Origin of the sequence: Microbacterium sp. 4NA327F11, assembly GCF_005503465.1 — a bacterium.
GTDB lineage: Bacteria > Actinomycetota > Actinomycetes > Actinomycetales > Microbacteriaceae > Microbacterium > Microbacterium ginsengisoli.
Map to the genome: position 1 here is coordinate 217,565 of NZ_SCOB01000002.1, position 19,415 is coordinate 236,979.

A 19,415-nucleotide genomic window follows, 5' to 3' on the forward strand; every position below is an offset into this window, starting at 1 on the left:
GCCGCATCGCGGACCCAGCCCGCACCCGATCGCGCCAGCCACGAACGACACCCGTGACGGCTAGCCGCGAGACCGCCGGGAACCGTCGGCCATCGCCGCTTCCGCGACGATGCCTCTCACTAGACTGATCGCACTCGCGGGAGTGGTGAAATTGGCAGACACGCAGGATTTAGGTTCCTGTGCCTGAGGGCGTGTGGGTTCAAGTCCCACCTTCCGCACGACCGGCGGCCGTTGTCGTCGGCAGGTCCCCTGTCTAGATCGGGTTTCCCGTGCACCACGCAGCGCTCATCCCCTGGCTCGACCCTGTCCACATCATCAACCAGGCAGGTCCGTGGGCTCTCGCCGTCGTCTGCTTCATCGTGTTCGCCGAGACGGGCCTGCTCGTCGGGTTCCTGCTGCCCGGCGACACCCTGCTGATCATCGCGGGTGTGCTCACCAACACCCACGACATCTTCGGGCTCAACATCTGGGTGGTGTCCCTGCTCATCGCCCTCTCGGCGTTCATCGGCGGTGAAGTCGGCTACCTCATCGGACACAAAGCCGGGCCGGCGATCTTCGAACGCAAGGAATCCGGGCTCTTCAGCAAACACAACGTCGATCGCACGAACGCGTTCTTCGAGCGCTTCGGCGGACTCACCGTCATCCTCGCCCGTTTCGTGCCGATCGTGCGCACCTTCGCGCCGGTCGCCGCCGGCGTCGGCCACATGCCGTGGAAGCGCTACTCGCTCTACAACCTGATCGGCGCGTTGCTCTGGGGCTTCGGCATGACGATGCTCGGCTACGTGATCGCGTACGTGCCGTGGATCCGTCATTTCGTCGTCAACTACATCGACCTGATCCTCGTGGGTGTCGTGGTGCTGACGGTGCTCGTCACCGGCTACCACTACCTGCGCGAGCGTCAGAAGGCGAAGAAGGCGCGCATCGCCCGGGATGCCGCGGCATCCGCCGGCGAGGCCTGATCAGCGCAGCGTCAGACGTGGGCGTCGTGCTCGACGTGCCCGGCGGGCTCCAGCTGGAACGTCGAGTGCTCGACGTCGAAGTGGTCGGCGAGGCACGTCTGCAGACGGCTCAGGATGCCGCCGGCCTCCCCGCTCGCGAAGCACTCGTCGGTCACGACGACATGGGCTGAGAAGACCGGGGCTCCCCGCGTCAGCTGCCACACGTGCACGTCGTGCACCGCGACGACGCCGGGCGTCTGCAGGATGTGATCGCGGATCTTCTCGACCTGCATGCCGGCCGGTGCCGACTCGGCGAGTACGGAGAACACCTCGCGCAGCAGCCCGATCGCGCGCGGGATCATCAGGGCGGCGATCGCGAGCGACGCGATCGCGTCGGCCTGTCCGAACCCCGTCACGAGGATCACGACCGCCGCGATGATCACCGCCGCGGAGCCCAGCAGGTCACCCATCACCTCGATGTAGGCGCCGCGCACATTCAGGCTGTGACGCTGGGCGGCACTGAGAAGCCACATCGCGGTCGCGTTCGCGAGAAGGCCCACGATCGCGACGACGAGCATGGGGCCGGCGAGCACGTGGGCGTCCTCGTTGGAGGCGAGCCGGGTGATCGCCTCGACGACGATCCAGACACTCAGGCCGATCAGGATGACGCCGTTGATGAGGGCGCCGAACACCTCGGCGCGCTGGTAGCCGAACGTGCGCCGCTCGTTTGCCGGCCGGGCCGCCACGGCGCTCGCGATGAGCGCGACGACGAGGGCCGCGGCATCCGTCAGCATGTGGGCCGAGTCGGCCAGCAGGGCGAGCGACCCGGTGAGGACCGCCCCCACGACCTGGACGACGAAGACCACCGAGGTGATCGACAACGAGATCGCCAGCAGTCGGCGATTGCTTCCCCCGCGGAGACCCCCGGCGCCGTGCGCGTGATCGTGCATGCCTCCACGGTAGAACCGCGAGGTGCCGGATGTCGCGTCCTCGCGCTAGTCGGGAACGAGACCGATTCTCAGGGTCGCCCGGCGGCGTGCGCCAACTCCGGAGAACCGGCTCCTCTGGCGTCGGCGACGCGCGGTCAGGCGCGGATCTCCGGAGATGCGGTCGCCCACGCGCGGCCGCAGGCCGCCCGTGGGCCGCGTTCGCGCGTCAGAGCGCGCTGAGCAGCGGCGCGAGCGCGACGAAGGCGCGCGCGCGATGGGATGCCGCGTTCTTCTCCGCCGCACTCCACTCGCCGACGGTGCGCTCGGCCGCGGGATCCTGACCCTCGGGGATGAAGATCGGGTCGTAGCCGAAGCCCCCGTCGCCCGAGGCCGCCGGCGCGAGGCGCCCGGGCCACACGCCCTCGACGACGTGCTCGTCGCCGCCGGGCACGACGAGCGCGATCGTCGAGACGAACTGGGCGCCGCGGTACGGGTCGGCGACGTCGGAGAGCTGGTCGAGCAGCAGTTCGAGGTTCGCGCGGCCGTCTTTGCGGTGGCCGGCCCAGTAGGCCGAGAACACGCCCGGCGAGCCACCGAGCACGTCGACGCAGATGCCCGAGTCGTCGGCGAGGGCGGCGAGGCCGGTGTGGGCGGCGGCGGCCCGCGCCTTGATCAGCGCATTCTGCGCGAATGTGACGCCGTCCTCGACCGGTTCGGGCCCGTCGTAGCCGACGACCTCGAGGTCGGGCCGGGTCGCGGCGACGATGGCCGCGAACTCCTCGACCTTGTGGGCGTTGTGCGTGGCCAACACGATGCGCTGCGGCATCCGCTCAGCCCTCGAGCGCGGCGGTCTGGGCGTCCCGCAGCGACGCGGCACCGGCGACTCCCAGTTCGAGCAGGCGGTCGAGTTCGCGCTTGTCGAACGGCGCGCCCTCGGCGGTGCCCTGCACCTCGACGAAGAGCCCACGGCCGGTGACGACGACGTTCATGTCGGTCTCGGCGCGCACGTCCTCGACGTACGCGAGGTCGAGCATCGGCTCGCCGTCGATGATGCCGACGGACACGGCCGAGACCGAGTCGATGAGCACCTGCGACTTCTGGCCGATGAACTTCTTCTCGCGCCCCCACGCGATCGCGTCGGCGAGGGCGACGTAGGCGCCGGTGATCGCCGCCGTACGGGTTCCGCCGTCGGCCTGCAGCACGTCGCAGTCGATGACGATCGTGTTCTCCCCGAGCGCCTTCGTGTCGACGACGGCACGCAGCGCGCGACCGATGAGCCGGGAGATCTCGTGCGTGCGACCGCCGATCTTGCCCTTCACACTCTCGCGGTCGTTGCGCTGGTTGGTGGCGCGGGGAAGCATCGCGTACTCGGCGGTCACCCATCCCTTGCCCTTGCCGGTCAGCCAGCGCGGCACGCCGTTCGTGAACGACGCCGTGCACAGCACCTTGGTGTTGCCGAACGAGATGAGCGCGGAGCCCTCGGCCTGGGCGCTCCATCCGCGTTCGATGGTCACGGGACGCAGCTGGTCGACGGCGCGGCCGTCGGCGCGGACGATGTCGGTCATGAGATGGCCTCCTCGGATGCCGCGGCCCTCCGCGGCAGGTCGATGACTCCGGTCTGCACGAGCTGCACGCTGCGCACCTCGCGGCCCATCAGCCGATGGGCGAGCCGGATGAAGTCGTCGGCGGACGTTCCCGTCGCCTCGTAGACGTGGTGGGGTGCGGCATCCGCAGGCGCGAGCAGGTCGCGGGAGACCAGTTCGCGGTAGACGTCCTTCGCGGTCTCGGTGTCGCTCGAGACGAGGCTCACGTCCGGCCCCATCACATAGCTGATCGCGCCCTCGAGGAACGGGTAGTGGGTGCAGCCGAGCACGAGGGTGTCGACCCCCGCCTCCCGCAGCGGCGCGAGGTACTCCTCGGCGGCGCGCAGCACCTCGGGCGAGCCGGTGACGCCCCGCTCGACGAACTCGACGAACAGCGGGCACGCCTGCGTGAAGACCTCGACGCCGGGCGCGATCTGCAGCATGTCCTGGTAGGCGCCCGACGAGATGGTGCCGAGCGTGCCGATGACACCGATGCGGCCCGACCGGCTCGTCGCGACGGCGGTGCGCACGGCGGGGCCGATGACCTCGACGACCGGCACGTCGTAGCGTTCGCGCGCGTCGCGCAGCATCGCCGACGACGCCGTGTTGCAGGCGATCACGAGCATCTTCACGCCCTGCTCGACGAGGGTGTCGAGCACCTCGAGCGAGTAGCGCCGCACGTCGGCGATCGGCTTCGGGCCGTACGGAGAGTGGGCGGTGTCGCCGACGTAGAGCAGCGATTCGGCCGGCAGCAGCTGCGAGATCGCCCGGGCGACGGTGAGACCGCCGACCCCGGAGTCGAAGATCCCGATCGGCGCGCTGTTCACGATCACCGAGCCTACCCGCGTGCGGCGCGCCCCTACGCTGGAGCCATGCCCGAGAGCACGGCTCTGCTGACCGACCGGTACGAACTCACCATGCTCGACGCCGCAGTGCGCGACGGCACGGCGAACCGCCGCTGCGTGTTCGAGCTGTTCGGCCGGCGCCTGCCAGGCGGTCGGCGCTTCGGTGTCGTCGCCGGCACGGGCCGCCTTCTCAGCCTGCTGCGCGACTTCCGCTTCGGCGAGGACGAGCTGCGGTTGCTGCGCGACGAGAGAGTGGTGGATGCCGCCACCCTCCGTCTCCTCGAGCAGTACCGGTTCACCGGCACCATCACCGGCTACCGCGAGGGCGAGCTCTACTTCCCGGGCTCGCCCGTGCTCACCGTCGAGGGAACGTTCGCCGAGGCGGTCATCCTCGAGACGCTCGCCCTCAGCGTGCTCAACTACGACTCGGCGGTGGCGACGGCCGCCGCGCGCATGTCGATCGCCGCCGGATCGCGACCCCTCGCCGAGATGGGTTCGCGTCGAACGAGCGAGCAGGCGGCGGTCGCGGCCGCGCGCGCCGCGTTCATCGCGGGATTCGGGGCGACCAGCAACCTCGAGGCGGGGCGCCGGTTCGGCATCCCCACAATGGGAACGGCGGCGCACGCCTGGACGCTGCTGCACGACACCGAGGAAGACGCCTTCCGCGCGCAGATCACGGCGCTCGGCGTCGACACGACCCTGCTCATCGACACCTACGACATCGACCGCGGGGTCGAGACCGCGGTGCGGGTCGCCGGCCCCGGGCTCGGCGGGGTGCGCATCGACTCGGGCGATCTGCCGGTCGTCGCCGCGCACGTGCGCGGCCGACTCGACGCCCTCGGTGCGCCGCGCACCCGCATCACCGTGACGAGCGATCTCGACGAGTACGCCCTCGCCGCTCTCGCCGCCTCCCCCGTCGACGCGTACGGGGTCGGCACGTCGCTCGTGACCGGCTCCGGGAGCCCCACGGCGCAGATGGTCTACAAGCTCGTCGCGCGGCAGGATTCCGCCGGCACCTGGATCCCCGTGGCGAAGGCGTCGGCCGAGAAGGCGACGACGGGTGGCCGCAAGAGCGCCTTCCGGACGCTCTCGGGCGGGGTGGCGACATCCGAGCTCATCCGGGTGGCGGACGGCTTCGACACCCCTCACGGCAGCGACCACCCCGACGCCCGGGCGCTCCAGACGGTGCTCGTAGATCACGGCGACATCGACACCGCGTTCGAGGGGTCAGAGGGCGTGTCCGCCGCACGCGCCCACCACATCGCGGCTCGCGCCGAGCTGCCGTCGCGGGCCCTCGGACTCAGCCGATCGGACCCCGCGATCCCGACGGTCTACGCCGCAGGGTGATGAGCGGGGCGGATGCCGCGCTCACGCCTTGAGCGACTCGTAGATCTCCTTGCAGGTGGGGCACACGGGAAACTTCTCGGGGTCGCGCCCCGGCGTCCACTTCTTGCCGCACAGCGCACGCACCGGCTTCCCGGTGAGCGCGGACTCGAGGATCTTCTCCTTCTTCACGTAATGGGAGAAGCGCTCATGGTCACCGGGCTCGATGTTCTCCTCGCGGATGAGCTCTTCGAGCTCTCGGTCGAGGGTGGCCAGACCCCCATGGTCGGGCGCATCGAGTGGGGTGCTCATGGGTTGCCAGTGTAGCCGCGGGGACGCCCGCTCGGACCGGTGATCCCCAGCCCGGAGCGCACTGTCAGGGCGGGCGCATAGGATCGCCGCGTGGCGAAGAAGGTGCACCGCATCCACTCGCTCCCGGACGACGCGCCGTGGGCGGGAGGTCTGCCGCCCGAGGGGTCGCTGGAGCATCCGCTCTCGATCCGCGCCCTCGATCGGGTGCTCTCCCTGCAGCGGCCGGTCGTGCTCGCACACCTGCGCAGCGTGCGGCTGCGGCATCCGGATGCCTCACCGGCAGAGATCGTTCGCGTGCTCGAGCGTCGCTACCTCACCGCCATCACGACCGGCGGCGCTGCGGTGGGTGCGACTGCCGTCGTACCGGGGATCGGGACGGGCGTGACGCTGGCGCTGAGCGGTGTCGAGACCGTGGGGTTCCTCGAGACGACGACGCTCTTCGCCCAGTCGATCGCCGAGGTGCACGGCGTCGCGATCGACGACCCCGACCGGGCTCGGGCGCTGGTGCTGACTCTCATGCTCGGACAGGAGGGCGTCGCCCTCGTGTCACAGCTGGCCGGTGAGGCCACCGGACGCGGTCAGAACCGCGCCGGCTACTGGGGTGACCTCGTCACCCGCACGATCCCCCGCGCCGCCCTGGGTCCCGTGGTCGACACGCTCAAGTCGACCTTCGTGCGTCATTTCGCCACCCGCGGCGGCGCCTCGATCGTCGGCAAGGCGCTCCCCTTCGGCATCGGCGCCGCGATCGGCGGCACCGGCAACCACCTGCTCGGCCGCCGGGTCGTGACGACCTCACGGAAGGCGTTCGGCGCGCCCCCGGCGATGCTGCCCGCCGAGCTCGAACCGCGGGCGGGCGCCCGGCGTACCGAGCACATCGTCGGCGGCGCGCTCGGCCGTGCCGCCGGAGGCGCCGCCGCGATCACCGGCAGCGCGGTGCGCGGGGTGTCGAAGGCGACGGAGCGGCTGCGCCCCCGCCGGGAGGTGCGCATCCGGGAGAACCCCGCCCCCGACGACGACAGCGGGCGTCGACCCTGAGGTCGACGCCCGCTGTGCGGCATCCGTTCGTCAGCTGAGCGAGCCGAGCGTGACGTCGACCGTGTGCGATGCGCCGTCGCGCACATAGGTCAGCGAGGCCTTCGCGCCCGCAGCAAGAGCACGCACCTCGGCGGTCAGGTCGACGGCACCGGTCACGGGCTGGCCGTTGAACTCGGTGATGATGTCGCCCTTCTGCAGACCCGCGGCGGCGGCCGGGCCGCCCGAGGTGACGTCGGCGACATAGGCGCCGGAGATCGTCGCGCCGGTGACGTTCGCCGAGTCCTGCACCGACGCACCGAGCAGACCGTGCGTGGCCTTGCCGTTCTGGATCAGCTCGTTGGTGATGCGCTTGACGATGTCCGACGGAATCGAGAAGCCGACGCCGATGTTGCCCGACTGGGTCCCCGACGTCGACGAGCCGGTGCCCGCGATCGCGACGTTGATGCCGATCAGCTGACCTGAGGAGTCGACCAGCGCACCACCGGAGTTGCCAGGGTTGATGGCGGCATCCGTCTGGATCACCGAGATCTTGATCGTCGAGGTCGTGGAGGTCTGCGTCTGGCCCTGTCCGAAGTCGAACTGGAACGGCGACTGCTGGCCCTGCTGCGTGTCGCCCCCCGAGCTGCCGGAGCTGCTGGGAGCAGACGACGCGATCTCGATCGAACGGTTCAGAGCGCTGACGATGCCGTTGGTCACGGTGTTCGACAGGCCGAGGGGCGCGCCGACGGCGATCGTCTGGTCGCCGACGTTGAGCTTCGACGAGTCGCCGAAGGTGATCGGGGTCAGCCCCGAGGCGCCCGTCAGCTTGATGACGGCCAGATCGTAGGTCGGGTCGGTGCCGACGACGGTCGCGTCGTAGATGTGACCGTCGGAGGTGGTGACCTTGAGCGTGGCGTTGGCAGTTGCGCCGTCGAGGGTGACGACGTGGGTGTTGGTCACGACGTACCCGTCGGCGGTCAGGATGACACCCGAACCGGTTCCGGCGGACTGGCCCGACTCGGCACTGATCGTGACGACGCTCGGCACCACCTTCGCGGCGACTGCCGTGGTCTGGTTGACGGAGCTGGTGTCGTTCACGGTGACCGTCGTCGGGCCGGATGCCGCGGACGTCGTGCCCTTCGGGCTCCACAGCGTCATGCCGGCAGCCGCACCGCCGAGGCCGGCGGCACCGCCGACGATCGCCGCGGCGACGAGGAGACCGACCGCGCGCGTCGCGCCGGACTTCTTCTTCGGCGCAGGAGCAGCGGGGGTGCCCCAGAGGGGAGCGGTCGGGCCGGTCGCGGCCGGGCCGAACGACTCACCCGTCGCCGGGGCGACCGGAACGGTCGGCGCCGTCGCCGAGGCGGCCTCGGCCGCGGAGATCTCAGGAAGCGGGGGCCGTGCGGCGGCGGTGTCGACGGCCGGCTCCGGCGCAGGGCTCGGGGTGGGGGGAATCGGTGCCGCGGCTGCCGCCTCGGCGTCGGACTGCTCGGGGCGGGTGCCCTCGGTGTCGCTCATGACTGCTCCTTCTGTGCTCTGGGACCACCCTGCACAGCGACTCTGTGCGTTTTCTATGACAGACGTGAAACGGTCCTATGCGCTCCCCTCCAGTAGCGTGTGGCGGGTGCACGACATTCCCGGCGCTTGGCGTCGAGCCGCCCGCGGTGCGGGCCTGCTGACCGATGACGGGGTTCCGATTCCGACGATCTTCGCCGAGATGTCGGCGCTGGCCCAGCAGACCGGCGCGATCAACCTCGGTCAGGGCTTCCCGGACGAAGACGGACCGGCCGAGATCCTCGAGGCCGCCCGGGCGGCGATCGCGAACGGTGTCAATCAGTACCCGCCGGGGCGCGGCATCCCCGATCTGCGGCTCGCCGTGGCCGAGCATCAGCGTCGCTTCTACGGCCTGGACCTCGACTCCGACCGTCACGTGCTGATCACCGCGGGCGCCACCGAGGCGCTGTCGTCGACGCTGCTGGCGCTGATCGACTCCTCCGATGACGAGGTGGTCGTCTTCGAGCCGTACTACGACTCCTATGCGGCCTGCGTGGCCCTCGCGGGAGCCCGTCTCGTGACGGTCCCCCTCGCCTGGCCCGATTTCCGACCCGACCTCGACCGGCTGCGCGATGCGGTGACAGACCGCACCCGAGTCATCCTCGTGAACGACCCGCACAACCCCACGGGCGCCGTCTTCGACGACGAGGTGCGTGCCGAGCTGGTGCGCCTCGCGATCGAGCACGACGCGATCATCGTCGGCGACGAGGTGTACGAACACCTCACCTTCGACGGTCACCGTCACCGCCCCCTCGCGACCCTCCCGGGCGCGTGGGAGCGCACGCTGACGATCTCGTCGGCCGCGAAGACGTTCTCGGTGACCGGGTGGAAGATCGGCTGGGTCACCGGGCCGGCCGCGCTGGTCGACGCCGTGCTGGCGGTCAAGCAGTTCCTCACCTACGTGAACGGCGCGCCGTTCCAGCCCGCCGTCGCGACCGCGCTGCGGCTGCCCGACAGCTTCTTCACCGGCATCGCGACGACCCTCGAGCACAAGCGCGACCTGCTGCAGGACGGCCTGCGGACAGCCGGCTTCGACGTCGCCCCCTCTCGAGGCTCGTACTTCGTCGTGGCGGATGCCGCTCCCCTGGGCGCGACCGATGCGGCGGCGTTCTGCCGCGAGCTTCCGGCGCGCGCGGGCGTCGTCCCGATCCCCCTGACGGCGTTCGTCAGCGACGCGGCGCGAGCCGAGTACGCCACCCTGGTGCGCTTCGCGGCCTGCAAACGCACCGAGGTGCTCGCGGATGCCGCGGCCCGCCTCGCCGCGCTGCGCTGATCCGGTCGCACCGAAGCCGGCGGGCCGAGCTCGATCCCGTCAGATCTCGCGCGGCACGACCGTGTATCGACGCAGCTGCAGGGCGGGGTTCACGCGACGAACCCGCTCGACGTCGTCGAGCGAGACGTCCGCGAGCGCGAGCCCGGTGGTCGTGCCGATCGACGCGCGCACGACTCCGGTCGGGTCGATGATCGCCGAGTGCCCCACGCCGATCGGCGGGGTGTGGTCGGCAGCGGCAACGAACACCGTGTTCTCGATCGCGCGGGCGCGCAGCAGCGTCATCCACTGGTCTTCCTTCAACGGACCGCGCACCCACTCGGCGGGAACGAGCACGAGATCGGCGCCGGCGTCGACGACGACGCGGGTCGACTCGGGGAACCGCAGGTCGTAGCAGGTGATGAGCCCGACGCGCACGCCGTCGACGTCGAGGGTCTGGGGAGCGTCGAGCGCACCGGGCTCGATCCAGTCAGACTCACGCTGCCCGAACGCGTCGTAGAGGTGCTGCTTGCGATAGACCGCGCGCACGCCGTCGGCGGCGACCGCCACGACGGTGTTGCGCACCTTGCCGGAGACAGGCGCCGACTCGACGAGTCCCGCGACGACGACCACGTCGTGCTGCTGCGCGAGGGCCTGCAGGTGGGTGACGAACGGGCCGTCGAGGGGTTCCGCGTGGGCGGCGAGGCGCTCATCGAACGGGTCGACGAAATAGCTCGCGTACTCGGGGAACACCACGAGACGGGCACGGGATGCCGCGGCCCGCGCGACGAGCGCTGCGACCGCGTCACGGTTGGCCGCGGGCACCTCGGTGGGTGTGAACTGGGCGACGGCGACGGTCAGCGCAGGAGAGGTCACCCGCCCATCCTCCCGCGTCGGCGTCGCCGCGCCAACCGCGGCGACGCGCCCGGGTGACCGGCCCGGATTCGACGGCCTTCCGGGAGCGTGCTAGGCTCATTCCTTGTGCCGCGGGGTGGAGCAGCTCGGTAGCTCGCTGGGCTCATAACCCAGAGGTCGCAGGTTCAAATCCTGTCCCCGCAACCACGGCGAATGCCGCAGAGGCCGTTTCCGGAGAATTCCGGGAGCGGCCTCTTCGCGTTCTCGCCGGATCTTCCGTGGACGCGCGCGCTCTCGTAGGCTGACCCCGTCGGACCTCTCGGGAAGGTGCATCATGACGAACGAGATCGACGAACGGGCGAGCGTCGCGCAGATCACCGAACGACTGTCGACCCGGTATCCCCACCTCGACCCTCGCCACGTGGCCAGCGTCGTCGCGGCGGCCTACGACGGCATGAGCACGGCGCGTGTGCGCGACTTCGTGCCCGTGCTGGTCGAGCGCCAGGCCAAGGGTCTGCTGCGCGACGAGGAGGCACGTGCCGATCGGCGTATCCCGGCTTGACCCCGTCGTGGGGACACCCGTCGGGCGCTCGGCGCTCGGCGACGTGCTCCTCGCGTGGAGCGCCTCCCCGCCGGAGCACCGTCATGACACGGGTCGCCGCCTGATGCGCGAGCTCGCGCGCGAGCTGGGAGCCGCGGCATCCGTCGACATCGTCTCCGTCTGCGCACGCTGCGGGGGTGCGCACGGCCGCCCCCGCGTCACCGCCGGCGACATCGCCGTGGGCGTCACCTACGCCGGGGATCTGGTGGTGGCCGCCGCAGCCCCGCACGACATCGCCGATGAGATCGGGGTCGACGCCGAGAACGAGGGGGCGGATGCCGCTTCCCCCCTCGCCGACCTTGCGCCCCTGTTCGCTCCCGCTCCCCCGCCGACGACCGTCGGGTGGACGCAGATCGAAGCCGCGCTGAAAGCCGATGGCCGCGGCATCCGCGTGCCCGTGGGAGACGTGGTCGTCGGCGACGCGGTGCCCTCCGCGCTGCCGGGCGCCGTCGCTGTCACGGTGCCGGGCCGCACAGAGCCCGTGCACGTCGCGACGTGGCACGGGATCGACGGCCTCGCCGTCAGCGTGGCGATCGTGGCGTCGTCGACAGCGGAGCCGTGAGCGGCGCCGGCTCCCCCGGTGCGCCACCCGCGGGAAGTTCCGGCAGCGTGGTCTCGAACAGCCACGCGTGCAGCAGTGTGCCCACCTCGGGGCCGGCGATCTCCTCGGCCAGCGCCACGAAATCGTCGGCGCCGACGCTGCGCCCGCGGTGCCGCGACATCCACTCGCGCAGCAGCATGAAGAACGGCCCGTCGCCGAGCGTGAGCCGCAGCGCCTGCAGGGTCAGCGCGCCGCGCTTGTAGACACGGTCGTCGAACATGTCGTCGGGTCCCGGGTCGGCGAGCAGCAGATCCTGGGGCAGCGACGCGAGCCGCGCGTGATGGGCGAGGGCCTTCTGATGAGCGGATGCCCCACCCGACCGTTCCGACCAGAGCCATTCGGCGTAGCAGGCGAAGCCCTCATTGAGCCAGATGTGCCGCCAGAGCGATACGCCCACGCTGTTGCCGAACCACTGGTGGGCGAGCTCGTGGGCGACGAGGCGCTCGAGGCTTCCCGCGCCGTCGATGTGGTTGGCGCCGAACACGCCCATCCCCTGCGCCTCGAGCGGGATCTCCAGGTCGTCGGCGGTGACCACGACGGTGTAGGCGGGGTGCGGATAGGGACCGAACGCCTCCTCGAAGACCGCCATCATGCGCGGCACATCGGCCAGGTCTGCGTGCACGCGAGCCTCGAGGGCGCGCGGATAGACAAGATCGACCGGCGGTGCGGTCGCGACCCGTTCGATGACGTAGCGGCCGATCTGCAGCGCGACGAGGTACGTCGACGTCGGCTCGGGGTGCGCGAAGGACCAGGTGGTTCGCCCACCCCGGGTCGACCTGCGAAGCGCGGGACCGGCCGACACCGTGTAGTCGGCCTCCGTCGTCACCTCGATGGCGTACGTGGCGCGATCACGGGCGACGTCGTTGCACGGGAACCACGTCGGCGCGCCGGTCGGTTGTGAGGCGACGATCGCGCCGTCGGTGAGCTCCTCCCACCCGAGCGCCCCCCACCGGGTACGACGCGGGTGCGGCGAGCCGGAGTACGCGACCTCGAGGCGGAACGCATCACCCGAGGCGAGCTCTGCCGACAGCGTGATGCGCAGCTTGCGGTCGCTCTGGCGGAACGTCGCCTTGCGGTCACCGTCCACCCGCACCTTGCCGACCCGCAGGCCGACGACGTCGAGACTCACCGTGCGGGTGGCGGCGAGCGCACGCCCGTCGAGCACGACGGTGCCCTGCAGGCGGTTGGTTGAGACGCGGTAGTCGAGCCGCAGATCGTAGTGCTCGACGGCGATCGCCGCGTCGCCGCTCTGCGGGGTGTACGGGTCGACCGTCATACCCGCTCGCTCTGGTAGGCGCGCACCTTGACCGCCCGCCAGGGGCCGATCGGATTGCCGCTCCACCGCGAGCCGACCGGCACGGCCTCTCCGCGCATCACGAGGGAGGCGGGACCGACGGTCGCATCCGCGCCGATCGTGGCGGCCGGCAGGATCACGCTGTGCGGGCCGAGCGTGCCCCCGGGTTCGATCGTGACGGTGTCGATGCTCATCACTCGATCATGGAACAGATGCGTCTGAACCACACATCCGCGGTTCACCGTCGCCCCGTCTCCGAGGGTCACGAGATCGGGTTCGGGCAGCCAGTAGCTGTCGGTCCACACGCCGCGGCCGACCTTCGCGCCGAGGGTGCGCAGCCACATCGCGAGGGCCGGCGTGCCGGCCGCGCTGTTGGCGAACCAGGGCGCCGCGAGCATCTCGGTGAAGGTGTCCGCCACCTCGGTGCGCCAGATGAAGCTCGACCAGAGCGGATGCTCCCCGGGGTGGATGCGACCGACGAACGCCCATTTCGCCGCCGTCGTGATGAGCGCGGCGACCGCGCCTGCGACGAGCAGCACGACCCCCGACAACAGCACTGCCGCGACCCCGCCCCAGGCGTGGGAGATCGCCGCCAGGGTGAGAAGCACGCCGAGGCCGAGCCCGCAGGTCACGAACACCGGCACGATTCGGCACAGCTCCCACAACGTGCGCGCCACGCGCAGTCCCGGCCGCGGCCGGTAGGTGCGCTCGAGGTCGCCGTCGTTCACGATGCGACGCAGGCGCACGGCCGGCGATCCGAGCCAGGACGATCCAGGCTTGGCTTTCGGCGGTGCGACCGAGAGCACGGCGACCAGGCCGTCCTTCGGCACACGGTGCCCGGCGGCGGCGAGGCCGGAGTTGCCGAGGAAGGCGCGCTTGCCGATGCGCACCGGAGCGAGCCGCATCATCCCGGCACTCAGCTCGTAGGTGGCGACCATGGTGTCGTCGGCGAGGAACGCCCCGTCGTCGACAGTCGTCAGCGAGGGGATCAGCAGCACGGTGGATGCCTCGACGTCGTGCCCGACCCGGGCGCCGAGCAGTCGCAGCCACACGGGGGTGAACAGGCTCGAGTAGAGCGGGAACAGCACCGTGCGGGAGGAGTCGAGCAGGCGCTCGGTCGTCCACGCCTGCCAGGCGATGCGGCTGCGTACCGGGTGCTCGCCCTCGCGCAGCCCGATCGCGAGCAGTCGGACGAGCACCACCACTGCGGCGGCGTACGCGAGACCTGTCACGAGCACGGCGGGGATCAGCCAGGCCAACGCCCCTGGCACTGCATCTGCGACGGATGCCGCATCCCGCACGCCCTGCGCGAGCACCAGCCCGCCGAGCGCGAACGCGGCGATCGGCAGCAGACCGAGCACGGTCGAGGACGCCGCGTAGGCCCACAGCCAGCGCGTCGGAGCGGGGGGCCGCTCGGTCGCTCCCGGGTGGGCGGCACCGACACGAGCAGCCGGCGAACCCGCCCACCGCTGCGCGGCGCGAACGCGCCCGAACACCGCGGAGCCGGGCGCGATCTCGGCACGACGGCCGATCTTCGTGCCGGGCGCGAGGGTGCTCCGCGCCCCCACCGTCGCCCCCGCACCGATGCGGATGCCGCCGATGCGCACGGTGTCGCCGTCGATCCAGTACCCCGAGAGGTCGACCTCGGGTTCGACAGCGGCACCCTCGGCGATGTCGAGCATGCCGGTGACCGGCGGCATCGTGTGCAGGTCGACGCCGCGGCCGATGCGCGCACCGAGGGCGCGGGCGTAGTAGCTCACCCACGGCGCCCCCGCCATGCCGATCGGGTCGATCTGCGCGTGCACCTGCTCCGCGAGCCACAGGCGCAGATGCACCGCGCCGCCGCGCGCGTAGTCGCCGGGCCGCAACCGCCACAGCAGCACGCGGGCGAAGGCGGCGGCGATGGCCATGCGCCCGAACGGCGTCGCGAAGAGCAAAAGCGCGAGCAGCACGACGATCCCCGGGGTGTCCGGCAGCCACGTGAACCCCGGCCCCAGCCGCAGCAGCCAGCCCGCCGTGATCAGCCACGTCAGCCAGCGCAGCCCGCTGAGGATGAACAGGGGCGCTCCGGCGAGCGTCTGCAGCCACTGCATCGCCCGCGGCGTAGGGCGGGGCGAGCTGAAGGTGGTCGGCGCCTCGTCGTCATGACCCTCGATCGCCGCGGCCATCTGGCGCAGGCGCGGGAGGTCGTAGACATCCGCCATCGTGAACTCCGCTGCCCGCGCACGGATGCGAGAAACCAGCTGCGCCGCGGCGAGGGATCCGCCGCCGAGCTGGAAGAAGTCGGCGTCGTCATCGGACGGACGGATGCCGAGCACCGCCGCCCACTGATCGGCGAGCCAGCCGGCGGTGCCGGACAGGGAGGAGCCGGTGTCGGCGGCATCCGTCAATGGCCACGGCAGGGCCGCCTTGTCGACCTTGCCGGAGGTGCGCACCGGCAGGTCCGGCACGACCGCGAGGAGCGGGATGAGGGGCGCCGGCAGCGAGTGCGCGAGCTCGGCGCGCGCCACGGCGCGATCGAAGTCGTCGGTGGGTACGACGTAGCCCACGAGCAGCGCGAGCCCGTCGTCGGAGTGCTGCACGACCACGGTCGCCGCTGTGACGGCCGACAGCGCCTGCAGCGCCGCCTCCACCTCGCCGAGCTCGATGCGACGGCCGCCGATCTTCACCTGGTCGTCGGCGCGGCCCTGGAAGACGAGTCCCTCGGGATCGGCGCGCACGAGATCGCCGGAGCGGTAGGCGCGCTCCCACCCCAGCGAGGGCATCGGCGCATACTTCTCGGCGTCCTTGTCGGGGTCGAGATAGCGGGCGAGGCCGACGCCGCCGATGATGAGCTCGCCCACCTCACCGTCCGCGACGCGGTCGCCCTGCGCGTCGACGACCGCGAGCTCCCAGCCGTCGAGCGGAAGGCCGATGCGCACCGGAACGGACCCGTCGAGCGGGGCGGCGCACGCCACGACCGTCGCCTCGGTGGGACCGTATGTGTTCCACAGCTCACGATCGGGCGAGACGAGCCGCGCGGCGAGCTCGGGCGGGCAGGCCTCGCCGCCGAAGATCAACAGGCGTACGTTCTCGACCGCGTCCGGCGGCCAGAGCGCCGCCAGGGTCGGCACCGTCGAGACCACCGTGATGCCGTGGCCAACGAGCCACGGACCGAGGTCCTCGCCCGAACGCACCAGCGCTCGCGGCGCAGGCACGAGGCAGGCGCCGTGCCGCCACGCGAGCCACATCTCCTCGCACGACGCGTCGAAGGCGACGGACAGGCCCGCGAGCACGCGGTCACCCGGCGCGAGCGGGGCGTCGGCGAGGAAGCGCCGCGCCTCGGCATCGACGAACGCGGCAGCGGAGCGGTGCGTGACAGCCACGCCTTTGGGCGTGCCGGTGGACCCCGAGGTGAAGATGATCCACGCGTCGTCGTCGACCGTGGGCGGCTCGACGATCGGTACGGCGCTCGTGTTCGGATGGGGCGCCTCACCCGCCAACAGCTCCACCTGCACCGCGGACTCTGAACCGTCGCCGTGCGGCACGAACCGGCCGCCGGCGGTGACCACTCCGGCGACACCCGCCTCACCGAACACCAGATCGGCGCGCTCCTGCGGGTCGTCGGCGTCCACGGGGACGTACGCCGCCCCGGCCGCCAGCGTGCCGAGGATCGCGATGTACAGGGCCCGTCCTCCCGACGGCATGCGAATGCCGACCCGGTCGCCGCGACGCACGCCGGCCGCGTGCAGGCGGGCCGCGAACCGCCACACCTCGGCGAGCAGTTCGGCATAGCTGAGCGCGCCCCGACCGTCGTCGAGAGCGGATGCCGCGGGGTACCGCGCAGCGGTCTGTCGCAGCACGTCGATGAGCGTGCGCGGCGGAGCGGCCTCGGCCCCCCGATCGAGGTAGATCTGCATCGCGGAGGTCAGGAGGACAGCAACGCGATCAGCTGCGCCTTGGCGAGGCGTGAGTATCCGGTCTTCCCCGCCGCGCGGGCACGCTCGCGCAGCTGCACCACTGTGAGGGCAGCGAGGTCGACGGCGGGCGCCGCGGCGGGCTTCGCCGTGACGGGGGCCGTCGGCACGGGTGCGGGCTCGGGCTTCACGTCCGACGCGGGCCTCGCCTTCGGTTCGGGCTTCGCCTTCGACGGGGGCTTCGCCTTCGATGCGGTCTTCGCCTTCGGTACCGGCGTCACCGTCGCGGAGGGCTTCGCCGTCACGGGCGCCTCGACCGCGTCCTTCTTGGCCGCCGCCGTGATCTTCCGGGTGACCTTGGCGGTCGCCTTCTCGAGTTGGGCGAGCGTCGCCGACGCCTTCTTCTCGATCTTCTTCGGGCTGCGCGCGATCTTCTTCTTCGAGGTGTTCGCGAGATCCTTGGCGTCGGCGGCGAGCGCTCCGAGCTTCTTCGCCTGCTTCTTCGGCAGCTCCCGACTGAGCGCCTTCGCGTCCTTCGCCGCGTGCGCCGCGGCATCCAGGGCTGCCACCGCAGCCTTCGTCGCCTTCTTCTTCTCGGACATCTCGACCTCGACTCTCGGCAGGGCGATGACAGGGTGCCGCTGCGCGGGAGCAGGGTAGCGCAGCAACAAGAACGGCAGACGAACAGCGGGATGCTCGGCGTCACAACCTGGGGTTTGGTTATGCACGGCCCGCTCAAGTGGACGCCGGAGGGAAGGTCGTCCTATGTTAGGTAAGCCTTAGCTCATAAGGACTTCATCACCTCGTCGCGAAAGCGAGTGCGTCCGGCATGCTCGCCACCCTGGTCATCGGTCTGCGTGAAGGCCTCGAAGCGGCCCTGATCGTCGGCATCATCGCCGCGTTCCTGCGCCGCAACGGCCGCAGCCTCGTGCCGATGTGGCTCGGCGTCGGCGCGGCCGTGATGCTCTCGCTGATCATCGGCGTCACGCTCAGCCTCATCGAGGTCGCCCTCCCCCAGGCCGCGCAGGAGGGTCTCGAAACGATCATCGGGGCCGTCGCCGTGGTCTTCGTGACGCTCATGATCGTCTGGATGAACACACACGCCCGGGGGATGCGGGCAGAGCTCGAGTCCGAGGCACAGCACGCCCTCGGCCGCGGTGGCGCGACCGCTCTCGCCGTCATGGCGTTCCTCGCGGTGCTCAAGGAGGGCTTCGAGACGAGCGTCTTCCTGCTCGCCACGTTCTCCGCCGCCCAGTCGGCCGGTCTCGCCGCGCTCGGCGCCGTCGTCGGCATCGCGCTCGCCGCACTGCTCGGCTGGGGCATCTTCGCCGGCGGGGTGCGCATCGATCTCGGCCGCTTCTTCCGCCTGACGAGCGTGTTCCTGGTGCTCGTCGCGGCGGGCCTCGTCGTCACCTGCCTGCGGACCGCGCACGAGGCCGGCTGGCTCAACGCGGGCCAGCAGCGCACGATCGACCTCAGCGCGATCGTGCAGCCGGGCAGCATCCAGGCCGCGCTGCTGACCGGCGTGCTCGGAATCCCCGCCGATCCGCGTCTCATCGAGGTCGTCGCCTGGGTCTCCTACCTCGTTCCGGCGCTCTGCTACCTCTTCTGGCCGCGTCGCGCGCGCCCGAGCGCCGCCGGGGCGCAGCGCCTGCGCTGGGTGCTCGCGACCGGATGCCTCGTGCTCGCCGCCGCCGTCGCGCTCACGGCCTGGCTCATCCCGTCGCCGCAGGTCTCCTCTCTCGCGCTCGTCGACCAGGCTTCCCAGGCTCCCGCCGGCTCGGTCGTGATCGCCGATTCCGGCGCCGCGCGCAGTGCGGCGTTCACCTACGCCTCGGGCGCGACCGCCGATCTGCCGCTCGACGCCTCGACCGCGGCATCCGACACTCACCTGGGCGTCACCACGCAGCATTGGCAGCAGACGGCGACGACGAGCCCCGACGGTGCGCCGTCGACGATCAGCCTCGACGCCCTGATCACGCTCGCCGGCGGCCGCGTGCCCGTCGGGATCAGCGCTGCGCAGAACCCCGGCCCCTTCACCGCGCAGTGGAACCGCACCGAGGTCGACGAGGTGTGGCTCACCGGGGCGGGGCTGCTCGACGCGAGCGCGCATTCCACCCTCACCGTGACCCTCACCGGCGGTGGGCTGCAGAACGCCCGTACCGTGAGCGTGACCGACACCGCAGCGATCGACGCGGTGACCGCCCCCGACGCCCAGAGCGTGGCGAGCGCGGCGGCCACAGCCGTCGAGCAGGGTGAGGGAGAGCGGGTGCTCTGGGGCGCCGAGGTTCCCGGCGCACTCGTGATCGCCGCCGCCGTGCTGGTGATCAGCGCCCTGCGCCACCGCGCCCGCGCCCCGCGGGGCTCGCACCCCGCACCGACCTCTCCCCCGCCCGAACCGCCCACCCCGGCGATCAGCAT

Annotated in this window: 17 protein-coding genes and 2 tRNA genes; 9 read left to right on the forward strand and 10 right to left on the reverse strand. The window is 71.4% G+C overall.

All coding sequences use genetic code 11. From position 1 onward, the window contains the following. The first annotated feature begins 136 nt into the window (after positions 1 to 136). Positions 137 to 218 (forward strand) — tRNA-Leu (locus FFS51_RS02670). A 51-nt stretch (positions 219 to 269) separates the two neighbouring features. After that, entirely contained in the window at positions 270 to 959 is a 690-nt protein-coding gene (locus FFS51_RS02675) for a DedA family protein (protein WP_056207202.1), read from the forward strand. An 11-nt stretch (positions 960 to 970) separates the two neighbouring features. On the opposite strand, the gene FFS51_RS02680 is transcribed toward FFS51_RS02675, so the two are convergent. The 4 genes from FFS51_RS02680 to murI form a co-directional block, all read right to left on the reverse strand. Continuing rightward, the gene (locus tag FFS51_RS02680; protein WP_137877421.1) at positions 971 to 1,888 is read right to left on the reverse strand and encodes a cation diffusion facilitator family transporter; all 918 of its coding nucleotides are present in this window, start codon (positions 1,886 to 1,888) and stop codon (positions 971 to 973) included. A gap of 205 nt (positions 1,889 to 2,093) precedes the next feature. After that, entirely contained in the window at positions 2,094 to 2,693 is a 600-nt protein-coding gene (rdgB, locus tag FFS51_RS02685; RefSeq protein ID WP_137877422.1) for an RdgB/HAM1 family non-canonical purine NTP pyrophosphatase, read from the reverse strand. Positions 2,694 to 2,697: 4 nt separating this feature from the next. Beyond that, positions 2,698 to 3,432 (reverse strand): ribonuclease PH, encoded by a 735-nt coding sequence (gene rph / locus FFS51_RS02690; protein WP_045248539.1) that lies wholly within the window; start codon positions 3,430 to 3,432, stop codon positions 2,698 to 2,700. Further along, entirely contained in the window at positions 3,429 to 4,277 is an 849-nt protein-coding gene (murI, locus tag FFS51_RS02695) for a glutamate racemase (protein WP_137877423.1), read from the reverse strand. The genes rph and murI overlap by 4 nt, the downstream gene beginning before the upstream one ends. Before the next feature lie 45 nt (positions 4,278 to 4,322). Between murI and FFS51_RS02700 the strand changes: the two genes are divergently transcribed. After that, on the forward strand, positions 4,323 to 5,642 hold the full coding sequence (locus FFS51_RS02700) for a nicotinate phosphoribosyltransferase (RefSeq protein ID WP_137877424.1): 1,320 nt from the start codon (positions 4,323 to 4,325) through the stop codon (positions 5,640 to 5,642). Between the two features lie 21 nt (positions 5,643 to 5,663). Here FFS51_RS02700 and FFS51_RS02705 read toward each other — a convergent pair whose 3' ends face one another. Further along, the gene (locus FFS51_RS02705; RefSeq protein WP_045248541.1) at positions 5,664 to 5,930 is read right to left on the reverse strand and encodes a DUF3039 domain-containing protein; all 267 of its coding nucleotides are present in this window, start codon (positions 5,928 to 5,930) and stop codon (positions 5,664 to 5,666) included. 90 nt (positions 5,931 to 6,020) lie between these two features. Here FFS51_RS02705 and FFS51_RS02710 point away from each other — a divergent pair, with 90 nt between their 5' ends. Further along, the gene (locus FFS51_RS02710; RefSeq protein WP_137877425.1) at positions 6,021 to 6,965 is read left to right on the forward strand and encodes a hypothetical protein; all 945 of its coding nucleotides are present in this window, start codon (positions 6,021 to 6,023) and stop codon (positions 6,963 to 6,965) included. 30 nt (positions 6,966 to 6,995) lie between these two features. Here FFS51_RS02710 and FFS51_RS02715 read toward each other — a convergent pair whose 3' ends face one another. Next, a complete protein-coding gene (locus tag FFS51_RS02715; RefSeq protein ID WP_137877426.1) occupies positions 6,996 to 8,462 on the reverse strand; it encodes a S1C family serine protease in 1,467 nt (488 codons plus the stop codon). A gap of 106 nt (positions 8,463 to 8,568) precedes the next feature. On the opposite strand from FFS51_RS02715, the gene FFS51_RS02720 reads away from it, so the two are divergent. Beyond that, on the forward strand, positions 8,569 to 9,771 hold the full coding sequence (locus FFS51_RS02720) for a pyridoxal phosphate-dependent aminotransferase (protein WP_137877427.1): 1,203 nt from the start codon (positions 8,569 to 8,571) through the stop codon (positions 9,769 to 9,771). A 39-nt stretch (positions 9,772 to 9,810) separates the two neighbouring features. Here the strand turns inward: FFS51_RS02720 and FFS51_RS02725 are convergent, their stop codons facing one another. Further along, the gene (locus tag FFS51_RS02725) at positions 9,811 to 10,623 is read right to left on the reverse strand and encodes a carbon-nitrogen hydrolase family protein (protein WP_045245701.1); all 813 of its coding nucleotides are present in this window, start codon (positions 10,621 to 10,623) and stop codon (positions 9,811 to 9,813) included. A gap of 109 nt (positions 10,624 to 10,732) precedes the next feature. On the opposite strand from FFS51_RS02725, the gene FFS51_RS02730 reads away from it, so the two are divergent. The 3 genes from FFS51_RS02730 (at position 10,733) to FFS51_RS02740 (ending at position 11,765) form a co-directional block, all read left to right on the forward strand. Then, positions 10,733 to 10,809: transfer RNA gene (locus FFS51_RS02730), tRNA-Met, on the forward strand. Between the two features lie 127 nt (positions 10,810 to 10,936). Then, on the forward strand, positions 10,937 to 11,164 hold the full coding sequence (locus FFS51_RS02735; protein WP_056207212.1) for a three-helix bundle dimerization domain-containing protein: 228 nt from the start codon (positions 10,937 to 10,939) through the stop codon (positions 11,162 to 11,164). Beyond that, complete coding sequence (locus FFS51_RS02740) at positions 11,139 to 11,765, forward strand: 4'-phosphopantetheinyl transferase family protein (protein WP_137877428.1); 627 nt, start codon at positions 11,139 to 11,141, stop codon at positions 11,763 to 11,765. The genes FFS51_RS02735 and FFS51_RS02740 overlap by 26 nt, the downstream gene beginning before the upstream one ends. Here FFS51_RS02740 and FFS51_RS02745 read toward each other — a convergent pair. Genes FFS51_RS02745 through FFS51_RS02755 form a run of 3 tightly spaced genes read right to left on the reverse strand, consistent with a single transcriptional unit; the run spans position 11,725 to position 17,596 of the window. After that, positions 11,725 to 13,080, reverse strand: a complete 1,356-nt coding sequence (locus FFS51_RS02745) for a M1 family metallopeptidase (protein ID WP_137877429.1) — start codon at positions 13,078 to 13,080, stop codon at positions 11,725 to 11,727. The genes FFS51_RS02740 and FFS51_RS02745 overlap by 41 nt on opposite strands. Next, positions 13,077 to 16,997 (reverse strand): Pls/PosA family non-ribosomal peptide synthetase, encoded by a 3,921-nt coding sequence (locus FFS51_RS02750; RefSeq protein ID WP_137877430.1) that lies wholly within the window; start codon positions 16,995 to 16,997, stop codon positions 13,077 to 13,079. Before FFS51_RS02750 ends, FFS51_RS02745 begins: the two co-directional genes overlap by 4 nt. Positions 16,998 to 17,005: 8 nt before the next feature. Further along, positions 17,006 to 17,596, reverse strand: a complete 591-nt coding sequence (locus tag FFS51_RS02755) for a hypothetical protein (RefSeq protein WP_137877431.1) — start codon at positions 17,594 to 17,596, stop codon at positions 17,006 to 17,008. 227 nt (positions 17,597 to 17,823) lie between these two features. Here FFS51_RS02755 and efeU point away from each other — a divergent pair. Further along, a partial coding sequence (gene efeU / locus FFS51_RS02760; protein WP_137877432.1) for an iron uptake transporter permease EfeU occupies positions 17,824 to 19,415 on the forward strand: 1,592 nt, incomplete at its 3' end.